13 protein-coding genes are annotated in these 13,570 nt (G+C 61.6%); 5 read left to right on the top strand and 8 right to left on the bottom strand.

Annotated features, from left to right (window positions below; genetic code table 11):
• The first annotated feature begins 255 nt into the window (after positions 1–255).
• The 3 genes from ACYVDE_RS05270 to recO all read left to right on the top strand — a co-directional run bounded on the left by ACYVDE_RS05270 (position 256) and on the right by recO (position 4,117).
• Positions 256–882 carry a thymidine kinase gene (locus ACYVDE_RS05270; protein WP_460500422.1) on the top strand — a complete coding sequence of 209 codons (627 nt, stop codon included), beginning with the start codon at positions 256–258 and terminating at the stop codon, positions 880–882.
• Between the two features lie 77 nt (positions 883–959).
• Positions 960–3,323, top strand: a complete 2,364-nt coding sequence (gene porZ, locus ACYVDE_RS05265) for a type IX secretion system anionic LPS delivery protein PorZ (RefSeq protein WP_460500421.1) — start codon at positions 960–962, stop codon at positions 3,321–3,323.
• Between the two features lie 74 nt (positions 3,324–3,397).
• Complete coding sequence (gene recO / locus ACYVDE_RS05260; protein ID WP_460500420.1) at positions 3,398–4,117, top strand: DNA repair protein RecO; 720 nt, start codon at positions 3,398–3,400, stop codon at positions 4,115–4,117.
• A gap of 78 nt (positions 4,118–4,195) precedes the next feature.
• On the opposite strand, the gene ACYVDE_RS05255 is transcribed toward recO, so the two are convergent.
• The 5 genes from ACYVDE_RS05255 to ACYVDE_RS05235 all read right to left on the bottom strand — a co-directional run bounded on the left by ACYVDE_RS05255 (position 4,196) and on the right by ACYVDE_RS05235 (position 8,508).
• Positions 4,196–5,143 carry an FKBP-type peptidyl-prolyl cis-trans isomerase gene (locus ACYVDE_RS05255; RefSeq protein ID WP_460500419.1) on the bottom strand — a complete coding sequence of 316 codons (948 nt, stop codon included), beginning with the start codon at positions 5,141–5,143 and terminating at the stop codon, positions 4,196–4,198.
• Positions 5,144–5,173: 30 nt separating this feature from the next.
• Positions 5,174–5,557 carry an FKBP-type peptidyl-prolyl cis-trans isomerase gene (locus ACYVDE_RS05250; RefSeq protein WP_460500418.1) on the bottom strand — a complete coding sequence of 128 codons (384 nt, stop codon included), beginning with the start codon at positions 5,555–5,557 and terminating at the stop codon, positions 5,174–5,176.
• Between the two features lie 134 nt (positions 5,558–5,691).
• On the bottom strand, positions 5,692–6,285 hold the full coding sequence (locus ACYVDE_RS05245) for an FKBP-type peptidyl-prolyl cis-trans isomerase (RefSeq protein ID WP_460500417.1): 594 nt from the start codon (positions 6,283–6,285) through the stop codon (positions 5,692–5,694).
• A 94-nt stretch (positions 6,286–6,379) separates the two neighbouring features.
• The gene (locus ACYVDE_RS05240; protein WP_460500416.1) at positions 6,380–7,423 is read right to left on the bottom strand and encodes an FKBP-type peptidyl-prolyl cis-trans isomerase; all 1,044 of its coding nucleotides are present in this window, start codon (positions 7,421–7,423) and stop codon (positions 6,380–6,382) included.
• Positions 7,424–7,461: 38 nt separating this feature from the next.
• Positions 7,462–8,508: a DHH family phosphoesterase gene (locus ACYVDE_RS05235; protein WP_460500415.1), complete on the bottom strand. Its 1,047-nt coding sequence runs from the start codon at positions 8,506–8,508 to the stop codon at positions 7,462–7,464.
• Positions 8,509–8,733: 225 nt separating this feature from the next.
• On the opposite strand from ACYVDE_RS05235, the gene ACYVDE_RS05230 reads away from it, so the two are divergent.
• Positions 8,734–9,144, top strand: a complete 411-nt coding sequence (locus tag ACYVDE_RS05230; protein ID WP_460500414.1) for a nucleoside-diphosphate kinase — start codon at positions 8,734–8,736, stop codon at positions 9,142–9,144.
• A 157-nt stretch (positions 9,145–9,301) separates the two neighbouring features.
• Here ACYVDE_RS05230 and ACYVDE_RS05225 read toward each other — a convergent pair whose 3' ends face one another.
• On the bottom strand, positions 9,302–10,588 hold the full coding sequence (locus ACYVDE_RS05225) for a nucleoside permease (protein WP_460500413.1): 1,287 nt from the start codon (positions 10,586–10,588) through the stop codon (positions 9,302–9,304).
• Positions 10,589–10,798: 210 nt separating this feature from the next.
• Entirely contained in the window at positions 10,799–11,914 is a 1,116-nt protein-coding gene (locus ACYVDE_RS05220; protein WP_460500412.1) for an alkene reductase, read from the bottom strand.
• A 297-nt stretch (positions 11,915–12,211) separates the two neighbouring features.
• On the opposite strand from ACYVDE_RS05220, the gene ACYVDE_RS05215 reads away from it, so the two are divergent.
• Complete coding sequence (locus tag ACYVDE_RS05215) at positions 12,212–12,688, top strand: SMI1/KNR4 family protein (protein WP_460500411.1); 477 nt, start codon at positions 12,212–12,214, stop codon at positions 12,686–12,688.
• Between the two features lie 68 nt (positions 12,689–12,756).
• Here ACYVDE_RS05215 and ACYVDE_RS05210 read toward each other — a convergent pair whose 3' ends face one another.
• Positions 12,757–13,371: a superoxide dismutase gene (locus tag ACYVDE_RS05210; protein WP_460500410.1), complete on the bottom strand. Its 615-nt coding sequence runs from the start codon at positions 13,369–13,371 to the stop codon at positions 12,757–12,759.
• Between the last annotated feature and the right edge of the window lie 199 nt (positions 13,372–13,570).

Below are 13,570 nucleotides of genomic sequence, written 5' to 3'. Positions count from 1 at the left end.
TGCTGCCCGGCGAGCGCCTCACCTGCCAGGCGCGCCTGCCGGCCGGCCACGTGGTAGGCCGCGTGCCCGAAGCCACGCAACTACCGCACGTGCGCTACACCTAGCTGCCCGCAATTCAAAGCCGGCTGCGCAGCGTGCGTGCTGCTAGTCAGCCAATTCGCCTGCGGCCTTGGGTTTTATTGGGTGGCAGGCGGTTTTCTGCTTGGCGGTTCGTCGCTAACTTTAAATTTCCAACCACCTCAACCGCGCTGCATTTTGTTTATTGAACCTCGCGTCGGCAACCGCCACAACGCCCCGCGCCGGGGCTGGATTGAAGTGGTGTGCGGCTCCATGTTTTCGGGCAAAACCGAGGAGCTGATTCGCCGCCTTACCCGCGCCCGCATCGCCCGGCAGCGGGTCGAAATCTTCAAACCCGCCCTCGACACCCGCTACCACGCCGAAGACGTGGTGAGCCACAACGCCGCCCGCATCCGCTCGACGCCGGTAGCCATTGCGTCCGAGATTCTGCTGCTGGCGGCCGGTTCCGACGTGGTGGGTATCGACGAAGCGCAGTTTTTCGACGACTCGCTGGTGGACGTGTGCACGCAGCTGGCCAATAATGGCACGCGCGTCATCGTGGCCGGGCTCGACATGGATTACCTGGGCCGCCCCTTCGGCCCCATGCCCGCGCTGCTGGCCACGGCCGAATACGTGACCAAGGTACACGCCGTGTGCGTGTGCTGCGGCGAAATTGCCTCGTATTCGTTCCGCATTGCCGCCAGTGCCAGCCAGGTACTGCTTGGCGAAACCGACTCGTACGAAGCCCGCTGCCGGCCCTGCTTTCTGGAGGGGATGCAGGTGAAAGCCCCGGCCGGCATCGAGCCGGCTCAGGCCGTGCACTAAACCGCCGGGCCAGCCGTTACCCCTGGGCCACCCACATCGGTTGGCCTTTTTTCTCAGGTTGCTTTTTTGCTGCGCATATGTTGCACCTTTTCCGTTGGGTTGGCATAGTAGGGTTGATGTTGTGGGCCGGCGTGGCCTTGGGGCAGGGCAGTGTAGGCTACGGCGACTGGCAGCTGCACCTGCCCACCAACCACCCGCTGCACCTGGCCGATGCCGGCGAGCGGGTGTATGTGGTGGCCGAAAACGCCTTTTACTTTTTTGATAAAAGCCAGAACACCACCCAGGTACTCTCCTCGCGCGATGGCCTGAGCGACGTGGCGGCCGTGGCGGTAGCCTACGACTCGACCACCCGCCAGACGGTGGTGGCCTACCGTAACGCCAACGTCGACGTGCTCACCTCCCGCGGGCAGGTGCGCAACCTGAGCGACGTGCTGCGCAAGTCCATTCAGGGCAGCAAAGTCATCAACCAGCTGTCGGTGGAGGCCGGCAAGGCATACCTGTCCACCTCGTTTGGCCTGGTGGCTATTGACCTCAACAAGCTGGAAGTTAGCGATACGTACAGCAACATCGGGCCCGGCGGCACGGTGGTGAACGTGTACGACGCGGCCGTGGCCAACGGCTACCTCTACGCCGCTACTTCGGCCGGGCTGCTGCGCGGCGCGCTCACCAGCAACCTGCTCGACTATCGCAGCTGGACGCAATACCTGCCCGTGCCGCTCAACGCCACGCAGCAGGTATACCACTACGTGGCGGCCTACAACGGCAAAGTGTATGCTGCCGTGGGGGCCATGTTTGCCGGCGCGGTGTACGTGTTCAACCCGGCCGGGGCGGGCAGCTGGCAGGCGGTGCCCAATACCTATACGGCGCAGTTTCGCAACCTGCGGCCCAGCAGCATCGGCGTGCTGACGGTTGACGACGACTACGGTGTGCGCCGGATTGATGCCAATAACGGAGTGAGTGTGGTGGTGCCCCCCGCACGCGGCAATTCCATTCTCGACGTGGTGCGTTCCCGCGATGGCAGCTACTTTCTAGCCAACTACCAGTTGGGCCTGCAGCGCTTCCGGGCCGGGCAGCCCGCCGAAACGTTTCTGGCCAATGGCCCCGAGAGCAGCACGGCGTTTGGCTTGGTGGCCGATGCCCGGACCAGTATTGTCGACGTGTTCACGGGCGGCTACTCCGACCGGTACGCGCCCAACTCGCTGCGGGCGGGCTTCTACGAGTATGCCAAGGGGCAGTGGACCAACATCACGGCTACAACCTACCCCAGCAGCACCGATTTTCCGAACCCAACCAGCCCGGTGCGGGGTGCGCGTACCCCCGATGGCACGCTGTACGTGGCCAATTATGGCGGTGGCTTGCTCGAGTGGCAGGGACCGGGCAAATTCCGGAGCTTTGGCCAGAATACGCCCACGGCCAACCCCTTGCTTGGCACTTTTGGCGATGCCAACCGCGTCGAAATCACCGACGTGGCCACCACGGCCGAGGGCAAAGTGTGGGTAGTGAACCGCCACCTGCGCGAAAATATTTCCGGGTTATCGATTCTCGACCCGGCCACAACCACGTGGAAGGTGATTCCCTACTCGCCGGGCTTCGACGTGCTCGACCGGATTGCACTCGATGATATGGGCAACGCCTGGACCTCGGTAGCGCGCAAATCGGACCGGGGTGGTGGGTCGAGCGCGGCGCTGGGCATCTTTGCCATCGACCCCGAAAATGCCAATCCGCCGCGGTTTTTCACCGTAGCCAATGGCCTGCCCGACAACCAGATTTATGATTTGGCCAAAGACCGGCGCGGCTACATGTGGGCCGCCACCATCAAGGGTGTGGCTGTGTTCAACGACCCCAGCGGGCCGTTTCAGTCCACGCTGGGCTTCACGACGCCCATTGTGCGGCGCGGCGACGGCACGGGTTTTCCGGCGCTGTTCACCGAGCCCGTGCATGCTATTGCCGTAGACGGGGCCGACCGCAAGTGGTTTGGTACCGACCACGGACTATGGCTGTTCAGCCCCGATGCCGACGAAGCCCTGCTGCACTTCACTACCGCCAACAGCCCACTGCCCTCCGACCGCATTGTGGATGTGGACGTGAACGACAAAACCGGCGAGGTGTGGGTGGCCACCGACGCTGGCGTGGTGGCCTACCGCGGTGGCGCCACCGTAACGGAGGGCGAACCCAAATGCGCCGCCGCCTTCCCCAACCCCGTGCGGCCCGATTTTCAGGGCCTGGTGGGTATTACGGGCTTGGCTAACAATGCCATCGTGAAAATTACCGACGTGGCCGGCCACCTCGTGTACGCCACTACGGCCGCTGGCGGCGCCGTTACTTGGAACCTGACCACGCCCGATGGGCAGCGGGTGCGTTCGGGCACCTATCTGGTGCTTTCGACGGATGCCGATGGTAAAAATGGCTGCGTGAGCAAAGTGGCCGTACTTAGCAAATGAGGAATGAAGCAGGCGGAATTGTCGTTGATTAACCGGTTATTCCTCCGCCTTTATTTCCCGTTGTTCATCAATCCATGCTAATCAAAACCCGGGGCATCGTCCTCAGCTACCTCAAATACCGGGAAACCAGCATTATCGCGCGCGTCTACACCGAGCGCCTGGGCGTGCAGACCTACGTGGTGAATGGCGTGCGCAAGGCCAAGCCGCCGGGCCGCATTGCGCTGTTTCAGCCGTTTACGCTGCTTGAGCTGGTGGCCTATGTGGCGCGCGGCAGCAGTGGCCTCACCCGGCTGTCGGAATATCGGTGCGCCGAGCCCTTCCAGACCCTGCCCTACGAAATCCAGAAAAGCAGCGTGGTGCTGTTTCTGTCGGAAGTAGTGGGCCGGGCGGTGCGCGAGGAAGAGCAGAACGAACCGTTGTTTCAGTTTCTGCACGACTCTATTCTGGCGTTTGACCGACAAAGGGTGGGTACCGAGAATTTTGCGCTCGTGTTTCTGCTGGAGTTGGCGGCCTACCTGGGCTTTGGCGTGCGCTCCGGCACCGAGCTCACCGACCAGGTGATTATGGCCGGCCATGCGCCCACGGCGCCCGGGGCCACTGGCCCAGCCACGCTGCGTCTGCGCGAGTTCAACCACTATTTCGATGAGCTGCTGCGCGAGCCCACCAGCAGCACCATTCCCAACGGCCGCGTGCGGCACGAGCTGCTGAACGTCCTCATCCGTTACTACCAGCTGCACGTCGAGCAGATGGGTGAGGTTCGGTCGCTGGAAATCCTGTCGGAAGTACTAAATTAATGGCCCGCTGGTAAAACGCCACTGCCCGAACGTCAGCAAGGACCGTTCGGGCAGTGGCGTTTTGGTGGCGAGTAGGGGTTACTTGATGTCGAGCAACTCTACTTCGAAGCGCAATACGGTATTCGGGGGGATGTCGGCACCGGCCCCGCGGGCCCCGTAGGCCAGCGGCGAGGGAATAAGCAGCACAGCCTTGCTGCCTTTGGGAAGCATGGCGACGCCCTGGTCCCAGCCCGGAATCACTTGGCCTACGCCCAGCGTGAAGGTGAAGGGCGTGTTGTTACGCTTGGCCGTCGAGTCGAACTCTTTGCCCGTGCTCAGCACCGTGCCGCGGTAGAGCACGCTCACCTGCTGGCCCTTTTTGGGCAGCGGGCCCGTGCCCAGCTTCTTGATGATGTAGGAGGTGCCCCCGGCCGTTTTTCTGGCGGTGGCGTGGTTTTTTTTCAGGTAGGCCTGAATGAGGGCGTTGTCTTTGGCAGTTTGAGCGACTGACTGCTGGGCCGCCTTTTTCTCCATTTCGGCCTGCATTTGCTTTTGCCGGGCCATCATCTGCTCCATCGTCAGCAGCTCGCGGGCGCTGGCCAATACCAGCAGCGTATTGCCGCCGCGCTTGATGAATGGCGGCACGGGCTGGTGGAACGTTTTGGTAAATACCGTATCGGCCGGAAAGCGGAACACGGCGCTGTCGCCGGGCAGCAGCAGGCCTAGGGCTTCTTCGAGGCTGCCGGGCGTGGTTTGCGGCGGCAGGGCCACGGGCTGGGGCAGCGGCTGCATGCGGCGCGAGCTCATCAGCACCGAGTCGCGCCCGGTGCGGAATTCCATAAATACCGTGAGCACCTGGCCGGCGCGGCTGGCGTAGGGAGCGTCGGTAGGTGCCAGCGCCCGAGGCTGGTATTTGCCGGCCGCATCGGCCCGAAACAACCGGTACTCGGTGCCCGAAGGCAGGCGCGAAAAAGGCTGGTCTTGCGCCTGCGCGGGGCGGGCCAGGCCGAGCAGCGCACCAAGCGCGCCCAACAAAAAACGTTTCATAGAAAAGGAAAAAATGAACAGCCGGGCCCGTTAGCGAACCCCAACAATCTCCAGCTCGAACACCAGCGGGGTGCCGGGTGGCACCAGAAACCGGTCATCGTCGTCGGGGTGGCGCACGCCTTTGGCGGCGTAGGCCAGCGCGGCCGGAATCCAGACCCGCACGCGCGAGCCCACCGGCAGCAGGGGCATTACTTCGTCGAGGCCGGCAATGACTTCGTGCCGGCCCACGCGAAACTTCAACAGGCCGCCCTGCCCTTCGGAAGAGTCGAACAAATGGCCGTCGGGCAGAAAACCAGTGTAGCGGGCACTCACGCGCTGGCCCGCCTGGGGCAAGGCGCCGGTACCGCGCACCCGAAACGCATAGCGCACGCCGTGGGGCGTGCGCTGTGGGGGAACCTGCAGGGTGTCGAGCAACGGCTGGGGCGTAGTGGGACCCGGGCCCGCCTGGGCGCAAGCCATCGGACCGAAGCCAGCCCGCAAGCCCAGCAGCAGCAGGCCCGCAACCAGTTTTTTACTCCCGCAACCTGCTACAGACATACAACGGCAGCTTATTGAATACCGAGAACTTCCATATCGAACATCAGCGCCGCATCGGCCGGAATACCGGTAGACCCACCGGGGCCGTAGCCCAGGCGCGAAGGCAGCAATAGTAGCTTGCGGTCGCCCACGCGCGAGAGCAGCAGGCCCTCGGTGAAGCCGGGCACCAGGCCCGCACCCGCCGTGAACACCACGCAGCCGCAAGTAGAGCCATTATCAGCCGAGTTGTCGAAGATGGTGCCCTGGGTATAGCGAGGGTCGCCGAGCGAAGCCGGATAGTTGTAGGACGCCGGATGCGCGCCGGTGCTCAGAAACCGTCCCACGTACTTCAGCCGAACCTGATTGCCGGACTGCACCGCCGGCCCGGTACCATCCACCAGGTTCACTACGTACAGGCCCGAATTGGTTTTGGTGGCCTTGTTGAGCAGGTTGTTGCGCCGCAGGTAGCTCTGAATCGTGTCGTCGTCAATCTGCTTCATCTGGTCCTGATGCTCGGACAGTTGACGCTGGTAGGTGGTTTGGCCGCAGCCCCACAGGGCCGACCCGGCCAGCGGTAGCAGGGCCAGCAGCAGCCAAAGGCGCGCCCGGAGCAGAGAAGTAGTCATATCGTTGGGAAGAGCTGAAAGTAATTCCGGCCAGCGAGCGGGCCCGGGCCGTGGCGCCGCGCCGCCCGTTGGCCGGAATTGGAAGAAAAAACGCTTATTGAACGGCTACCAGTTCCACTTCGAAACGCAGCGGCGCGTTGGCCGGAATATCGGCACCAGCGCCGCGGGGGCCATACGCCAGCGGCGACGGAATGAGCAGAATGGCTTTGCTGCCGGGGTTCAGCATGGCAATGCCTTCGTCCCAGCCCGGAATTACCTGGCCCAGGCCGATGGGGAAGTCGATGGGACGGCCCTGCTTGTCCGACGAGTCGAATACTTTGCCGCTGAGCAGCGTGCCCATGTAGTTCACGCTCACAATCTGGCCGGTTTTAGGCTTTTCGCCGGTGCCGGGTTTCAGCACCTGGTAGTACACGCCAAGCGGCGTCTTCTGCATGTTCAGGCCGTTTTTCTTGATGTAGTCCTGCAGCAGCGCATCATCAATTTTCATCTGCTCAGCTACTTTCGAGGTACCGAGCATGGTTTTCAGGCTTTGCTGCTGCGAGGCCACCTGCTTCTGGAATTCGGGCGAGGCCATGCGCTTCTTGATTTGCGCAGCCATCGAACGCTTCTGCAGCTCGGGCTCCATGGCTTTTTCTTCTTCGGCCGTAGCCAGCTTGGGCTGGGTGGCCACAAACATCTGCACGTAGGGGCCGCCGCGCTTGAGGAAGCCGGGTACCGGCTGGCCCGACTTGGGCTTGATGAGCGAGTCGACCTGGAAGCGGAACACGCCGCTGTCGCCGGGCTGCAGCAGCGAGAGGGCCTCGTCGGGCATGCCTTTCTGCTTCAGCTCCTGCAGGGGCATCGGCACGGCCATGCCCATGTCGGCGCGGGTGTTTTGCAGTACCGAATCCTTACCGGTGCGGTACTCGGTGTAGCCCATCAGGAACTTGCCCACCCGGTCTTTGTACGTAGGGTCGCCATCGGGGCCGATTTCGCGGCGCTCGTAGCTGTTGCCTACTTTCTTAAAAATCTTGTACTCGATGCCGGACTTGGTTTTGGCAAAGTCGCCACCACCCTTGTTGCAGGCGGTGAGGGAAGCGAAGCCCAGCACGCCGGCCGCCAGGGCCAGCTGCCGCGCAGAGCGGGAGGAAAAACGCATGAAAATAAAAAAGGTGAAGGGTCAGAAACGGTGTAAAGTTACACCACCGGCGGCGCTACGGCGGCGGGCACGCCCGTCAGCTGCTCCCTGTACTCCGGAAGGATGCTCAGGAAGCGCTCCACGGTTGCATCGAGGTTGTCGTAGCTGATGCCGCCGGAGGCGTTGTGGTGTCCGCCGCCATCGAAATGCTTACGCGAGAAGTCGCTGACGGAGAAGTTGCCCACCGAGCGGAAGGAGATTTTGACGGCCACGCCGCGGTCGATAAAAACAGCTGCAAACACGATGCCCTCGATGCTGAGCGCATAGTTCACCAAGCCCTCGGTGTCGCCGGTTTTGCTCTGGTACTCGCGCAGCTCCTCCTGCGTGATGGCGATGTAGGCCGTGTTGAACTCGCGGTTCACCACCAGCTTATCCTTCAGCACAAAGCCCAGGAAGCGCAGGCGGATTTCGGAATGCGAGTCGTAGATGCGGCGGTGTACCGACGAGAGGTCGATGTTTACCTTCAGCAGCTCGGCAATGATGAGGTGCACGTTGCGCGAGGTGCTGGGGTGGCGAAACGAGCCTGTGTCGGTCATAATGCCGGCGTACAGCGCCTCGCCCATGCCGCGGGTGATGAGGTCCTGGTCGCCCAGGTCGCGGATGATTTCAAAAATGAGTTCGGCCGTGGCCGCGGCCGTGGGCACCGAAAATACCACGTCGGCAAAGTCTTCGGGCTGCTGGTGGTGGTCGATGAGCACCTTGGTGGCGCTGGCCTGGCGGATGTACTCGCCCAACTCGTTGATGCGGCCCAAACAGCTGAAATCGAGGCAGCAGATAACCTCGGCGCGGGCAATGAGGTCGCGCACCTGCCGGTCGTTCTGGCGCTTTTCATAAATCACCACTTCATCGTTGCCCTCCATCCAGTTCAGGAAGGCGGGGTAGTCCGACGGCGTCACGACCGTGACGTGGTGGCCCTTTTGCTTGAGGTAGCCGGCCCAGGCCAGCGACGAGCCCAGCGCGTCGGCGTCGGGCTTGTGGTGAGTGGTGATGACAACCTGTTTGGGCTGCGCCAGCAACGCCCGCAGGGCGGAAATGGAACTAGACATCGACAACAAGAATAACCCTTTTAGAAACGGCGGGCTGGTGGCTTACAAAGAATTGGGCCGGCAAAAGTCGGAAGAAATCTTGTCTTAACAGCGAAAGCCTTCCGGAAGGTTCGCGCAAAAGCGCCGAAGGGCCCCGTGGGCCCGGCCAACGCCCACGGCGGGCTTTGTCCTTACTTTTGCACCGCAATACGTTTTTTCAACATCCCATTTCCCCCGACCAACGCAATGGCCACCAACCGCACTTTCACGATGATTAAGCCCGACGCCGTTCAGGAAAACCACATTGGTGGCATCCTGAGCATGATTGAGGCCGGCGGCTTCCGCATCGTGGAGCTCCAGAAAGTAAACCTCACCCCCGAGCGCGCCGGCGATTTCTACGCCGTGCACAAGGAGCGTCCTTTCTACGGCGACCTCGTGAAGTACATGTCGAGCGGCCCCATCGTGGCGGCTATTCTCGAGAAAGACAACGCCGTGGCTGATTTCCGCACGCTCATCGGCGCCACCAACCCGGCCAACGCTGAGGAAGGCACCATCCGGAAGAAATACGCCAAGAGCATCGAAGCCAACGCCGTGCACGGCTCGGACTCGGACGAAAACGCCCAGATTGAAGGCGAGTTCTTCTTCGGCACCAAATAGTCTCAGTCGCCGCTAAATTGCGGCGCTGATGCAGCAAAAAGCCCCTCCCGCGTGCGCGGAAGGGGCTTTTTCTTTATACCAAAAGCAGACTGATTTTATACCAATCTTGTGCTGTTTGTTTTGAGGTAGGGGCGGGGTCCGCCCCTACCTCTGCATTCTAGGCCTGCTCCACCGAGAGCAACGGCGCGGTGTGCGCCGAGTCTTCCACCAGCTGCGTGGTGTGCTTGTGTTTGAAAATAAACACGAACAGCACCGCAATTATCAGCGCGTAGGCGGCGAACGTGAGCCAGATGCTGTGCCAGTCCTTATTGCCGGCGGCATCGGTGAAGTAGTGCTGGATGATGAGGCCGCTGAGCGAGCTGCCCAGCACCGCGCCGAAGCCGTTGGTCATCATCATGAACAAGCCCTGGGCGCTGGCCCGGATGCTGGGCTGCGTCTGGGTTTCGACGAACAGCGAGCCCGAGATGTTGAAGAAGTCGAAGGCCATGCCGTACACGATGCACGAGAGGATAATCATCCAGAGGCCCTCACTGGGGTTGCCGTAGGCGAAGAGGCCGAAGCGCAGCACCCAGGCAATCATGCTGAACAGCATGACCTGCTTGATGCCGAAGCGGCGCAGGAAGAACGGAATGGCGAGGATAAACAGCGTCTCGGAAATCTGCGAGATGGACATGATGATGGCCGGGTACTTCACCGAGAGGGTGTCGCGGTAGGCCGGGTTCTTATCGAAGTCGTGCAGGAAGGTGTCGCCGTAGGCGTTGGTGAGCTGCAGGGCGGCGCCTAGCAGCAGCGCGAACAGGAAGAAGGTGAGCATCTTGCGGTCGCGCAGGATGGCGAACGACTTAAGGCCGAGAATCTCGGCCAGGTTCTGGCTGGAGGTGTTGGCCGACTGCGGCGGGCAGGCCGGCAGCGTGAACGAGTAGAGGCCAAGCAGAATGGCCGCGCCGGCCGCCACGTAGAACTGGCTGGCCGACTTCTCGAAGCCCAGCAGGCTCACCGTCCACATGGCCACGATGAAGCCGATGGTGCCCCACACGCGGATGGGCGGATAGTCCTTCACCACATCAAGCCCCTGCCGTTTCAGGATGGAGTACGACACGGCGATGGACAGCGCCAGCGTGGGCATGTAGAAAATCATATTCAGCAGGATAACCCAGAAGAACGTGCCGGGGTCGGTTACCTGCGGGATGGCGCACAGCACGAGCCCGCCCAGAATGTGCAGCACGCCGTAGAGCTTCTCGGCGTTCACGTACTTATCGGCCACGATGCCCATGAGCGAGGGCATGAAAATGGACGCAATGCCCATAGTCGAGAAAATGGCGCCGAACTGGGCACCCGACCATTGCTTGGTTTGGAACCAATAGGCGCCAATCGTAATCAGCCACGAGCCCCAGATGAAGAACTGGAGGAAACTCAGGATGGTGAGGCGCAACTTCGTATTCATGCGGGAACAGGGCAAAAGGGGTGGGATAAGGCAAATGCAGGCGCGGCGCATGGGCCGGGACCGTCAAAGATAAATAAAAAAGCCCCTGCGAAGCGCCCGGTGGGGGCGGGCTTCGCAGGGGCTTCTATTGGCCACTGAGGGTAGCTTCTAAGCAGATGTAATCAGCATGACAGCCATTTTTGCTGCGATTGCCGCTGACCCACTACCAACCTACGCCACGTAGTCAGGCGAGAACGAGCCGGCGGGCTTCCCGTCGGCCGTGGGGTAGTCGGTGTAGCCGTCGGCGAAACCGTTGGGGCCGGGGGCGTAGAAGGTAGCCTGGTCGGCTTCGGCCAGGGGCTGGCCAGCTTTCAGGCGCTCCACGAGGTCGGGGTTCGAGATGTAGGCGGTGCCGAAGGAGATGAAGGCGGCGCGGCCGGTGAGGTCAGCTTCGGTGCGGGCCAGGTCGCGGTAGCCGCCGTTGTAGATGACGGGGCCGGTGTAGGCGGCGTGGATGATGTCGAGCACTTCGGCCGGAATGTAGGCCGTGCCCACAAGGTGCACGTAGGCCACGCCGATTTTTTGCAGCTCGGCAGCCAGGTAGGCGTAGGTTTCGGGCATTTCGGGGTAGGCGCCCATGTCGTTGAAGGTGCTGCCCGGCGAGAGACGCACGCCGGTGCGGTCGGAACCGATTTCGGCGGCCACGGCGCGGGTGACGTCGAGCACGAAGCGGGCGCGGTTTTCCACGCTGCCGCCGTACTGGTCGGTGCGCTGGTTGCTGTTCGGGTTCAGGAACTGCTCGGGCAGATAGCCATTGGCGCCGTGCACTTCCACGCCGTCGAAACCGGCTTCGAGGGCCAGCTTGGCGCTGTGAGCGTACTGCTGCACCACTTCGGCCACTTCCTCGGTAGTGAGGGCGCGGGGCGTGGGCTGGTCCTGCATCTGCTGCTGGTCGGTCCACATCTGGCCTTTGGCGGCGATGGCCGAGGGGGCTACGCCTTCGGCCCCTTCGGGTAGGTTGAGGGGGTGGAACACGCGGCCGGCGTGCATGAGCTGAATGAAGATGTGGCCGCCGTGATGGTGCACGGTTTCCGTCACGCGCTGCCAGTTGGTGGCTTGCTCCGTCGTGAACAGGCCGGGAATGCGGGCGTAGCCCAGGCCATCGGCCGCGGGCGACACGCCTTCGGAGATGATGAGGCCGGCGGTGGCGCGCTGGCGGTAGTACTCGGCCATCAGCTCGTTGGCTTCGTTGCCCAGGGCGCGGCTGCGCGTCATGGGTGCCATTACGATGCGATTGGTGAGGGTGAGCGGGCCGAGTTGGGCGGGCTCAAAAGCTTTGCTGGACATGAGGTCGAATGAAGTGGCGTCGTGCGTGAGTCGCCGGGTTCAATGAAACGCGGTGATAAAGCAGGTACGTACACGAATTGTTTTTGGCTGGCTTTCGCAAAAACATAATGCCGGTCTGATGGGCGGGCGGGCGGCTTGCGCCAGCCGCTGCCAGCAAGCGTTGCAGGTGCGTTGCCTGGGGGCATGCGTTTCCGGGACTCCAGCAGCCACATTAGGCGGCTTGGGCAGCTTTGGAAATGGATTTAGGGGAAAGAAAACTTACTTTGCTTTATTCCATTTCAACATTCAAGCCCCGTAATGATTGATTTAACTGCCTTCTGGGACCCGGCATCTCCGAAAGTGCCTGCGCTTAGCGATGAATTCGTGTCGCAAGCAGAGCAAACACTCAGGATACAGCTTCCGCATGAACTATTAGCCTTGCTGAAACAGCAGAATGGAGGCTACACGCGCGGGTTTGCTTTTCTCACTAATAACGCAACTTCTTGGTCAGAAACGCATGTCCCCTTTGATGAACTCTTCGGCCTTGTACTTCCCAGTGACCACGGCCCGGTAAGTATCTTGGATACGGAGTATATGACTCAAGAATGGGGATTGCCGGAAAAGCAAGTTTTGCTTAGCGGGGACGGACACTGGTTTATTACCCTGGATTATCGCAATGGCCCGATTCCAAGTGTGGCTTGGATTGATACGGAGATGGAGCAAGATGTGCAACTCGCCGATAGTTTTGGTGCATTTCTCGCGGGTTTAGTCGATAGAAGCCTAGTGGAAGAATAGCGTCTTAAGCTGAAAAAAGGCCCGCCTCCTACCGGAAACGGGCCTTTCTGTTAATAACGCTACCGAAACTACGCGGCGTAAGCCTCGGCGTAGCGGCGGTTCACTTCGTCCCAGTTGATGAGGTTGAAGAAGGCGGCGATATAGTCGGGGCGGCGGTTCTGGTACTTGAGGTAGTAGGCGTGCTCCCACACGTCGAGGCCGAGGATGGGGGTGCCTTTGCAGCCCGACTCGGGCATCAGCGGGTTGTCCTGGTTGGGGGTGCTGCAGATTTGCACTGAGCCGTCGGCCTGCTTGCACAGCCAGGCCCAGCCCGAGCCGAAGCGCGTGGTGGCGGCTTTGGTGAATTCTTCCTTGAACTTGTCGTAGGTACCGAAGGCCTTGTTGATGGCCTCGGCTACGGCGCCGGTGGGCTGCCCGCCGCCGTTGGGCGACAGGATGGTCCAGAACAGCGAGTGGTTGTAGTGGCCGCCGCCGTTGTTGCGCACGGCCGCCGGGGCCTTGGCAATGTTGTGCAGGATTTCCTCGATGGACTGATTTTCCATCTCCGTGCCCGCGATAGCCGCGTTCAGGTTGGTTACGTACGCTTGGTGGTGCTTCGAGTGGTGGATTTCCATGGTTTGCGCGTCGAACGTGGGTTCGAGGGCATCGTAGGAATACGGGAGTTTGGGCAGTTCAAAAGCCATAATTGAAAAAGGGTTGGGTTGGTGAAGAGAGGGAGTGCGTGTGCGTGGTAAACCGCCAGCTGGGCGCATGGTTGCGGTGGCCGGAGGCGACACGCCAAAAGTAGATTATTTCCGCTTCATACTGAAAAAGCGCTGCATCAGTTCGGCGCACTCGGCGGCCCGCACGCCGCCGCGCAGCTGCGTGCGCCGGTGCAGCAGC

It is taken from the genome of Hymenobacter agri, assembly GCF_054778495.1.
The sequence above is the reverse complement of the archived record's forward strand: the minus strand, read 5'-3'. Positions and strand labels throughout refer to the sequence as shown.

Coding starts and splice junctions, on each gene's coding strand:
- porZ (WP_460500421.1), top strand. CDS start 960: ATGTTGCACCTTTTCCGTTGGGTTGGCATAGTAGGGTTGATGTTGTGG.
- recO (WP_460500420.1), top strand. CDS start 3,398: ATGCTAATCAAAACCCGGGGCATCGTCCTCAGCTACCTCAAATACCGG.
- ACYVDE_RS05255 (WP_460500419.1), bottom strand. CDS start 5,143: ATGAAACGTTTTTTGTTGGGCGCGCTTGGTGCGCTGCTCGGCCTGGCC.
- ACYVDE_RS05245 (WP_460500417.1), bottom strand. CDS start 6,285: ATGACTACTTCTCTGCTCCGGGCGCGCCTTTGGCTGCTGCTGGCCCTG.
- ACYVDE_RS05240 (WP_460500416.1), bottom strand. CDS start 7,423: ATGCGTTTTTCCTCCCGCTCTGCGCGGCAGCTGGCCCTGGCGGCCGGC.
- ACYVDE_RS05235 (WP_460500415.1), bottom strand. CDS start 8,508: ATGTCTAGTTCCATTTCCGCCCTGCGGGCGTTGCTGGCGCAGCCCAAA.
- ACYVDE_RS05230 (WP_460500414.1), top strand. CDS start 8,734: ATGGCCACCAACCGCACTTTCACGATGATTAAGCCCGACGCCGTTCAG.
- ACYVDE_RS05225 (WP_460500413.1), bottom strand. CDS start 10,588: ATGAATACGAAGTTGCGCCTCACCATCCTGAGTTTCCTCCAGTTCTTC.
- ACYVDE_RS05220 (WP_460500412.1), bottom strand. CDS start 11,914: ATGTCCAGCAAAGCTTTTGAGCCCGCCCAACTCGGCCCGCTCACCCTC.
- ACYVDE_RS05215 (WP_460500411.1), top strand. CDS start 12,212: ATGATTGATTTAACTGCCTTCTGGGACCCGGCATCTCCGAAAGTGCCT.
- ACYVDE_RS05210 (WP_460500410.1), bottom strand. CDS start 13,371: ATGGCTTTTGAACTGCCCAAACTCCCGTATTCCTACGATGCCCTCGAA.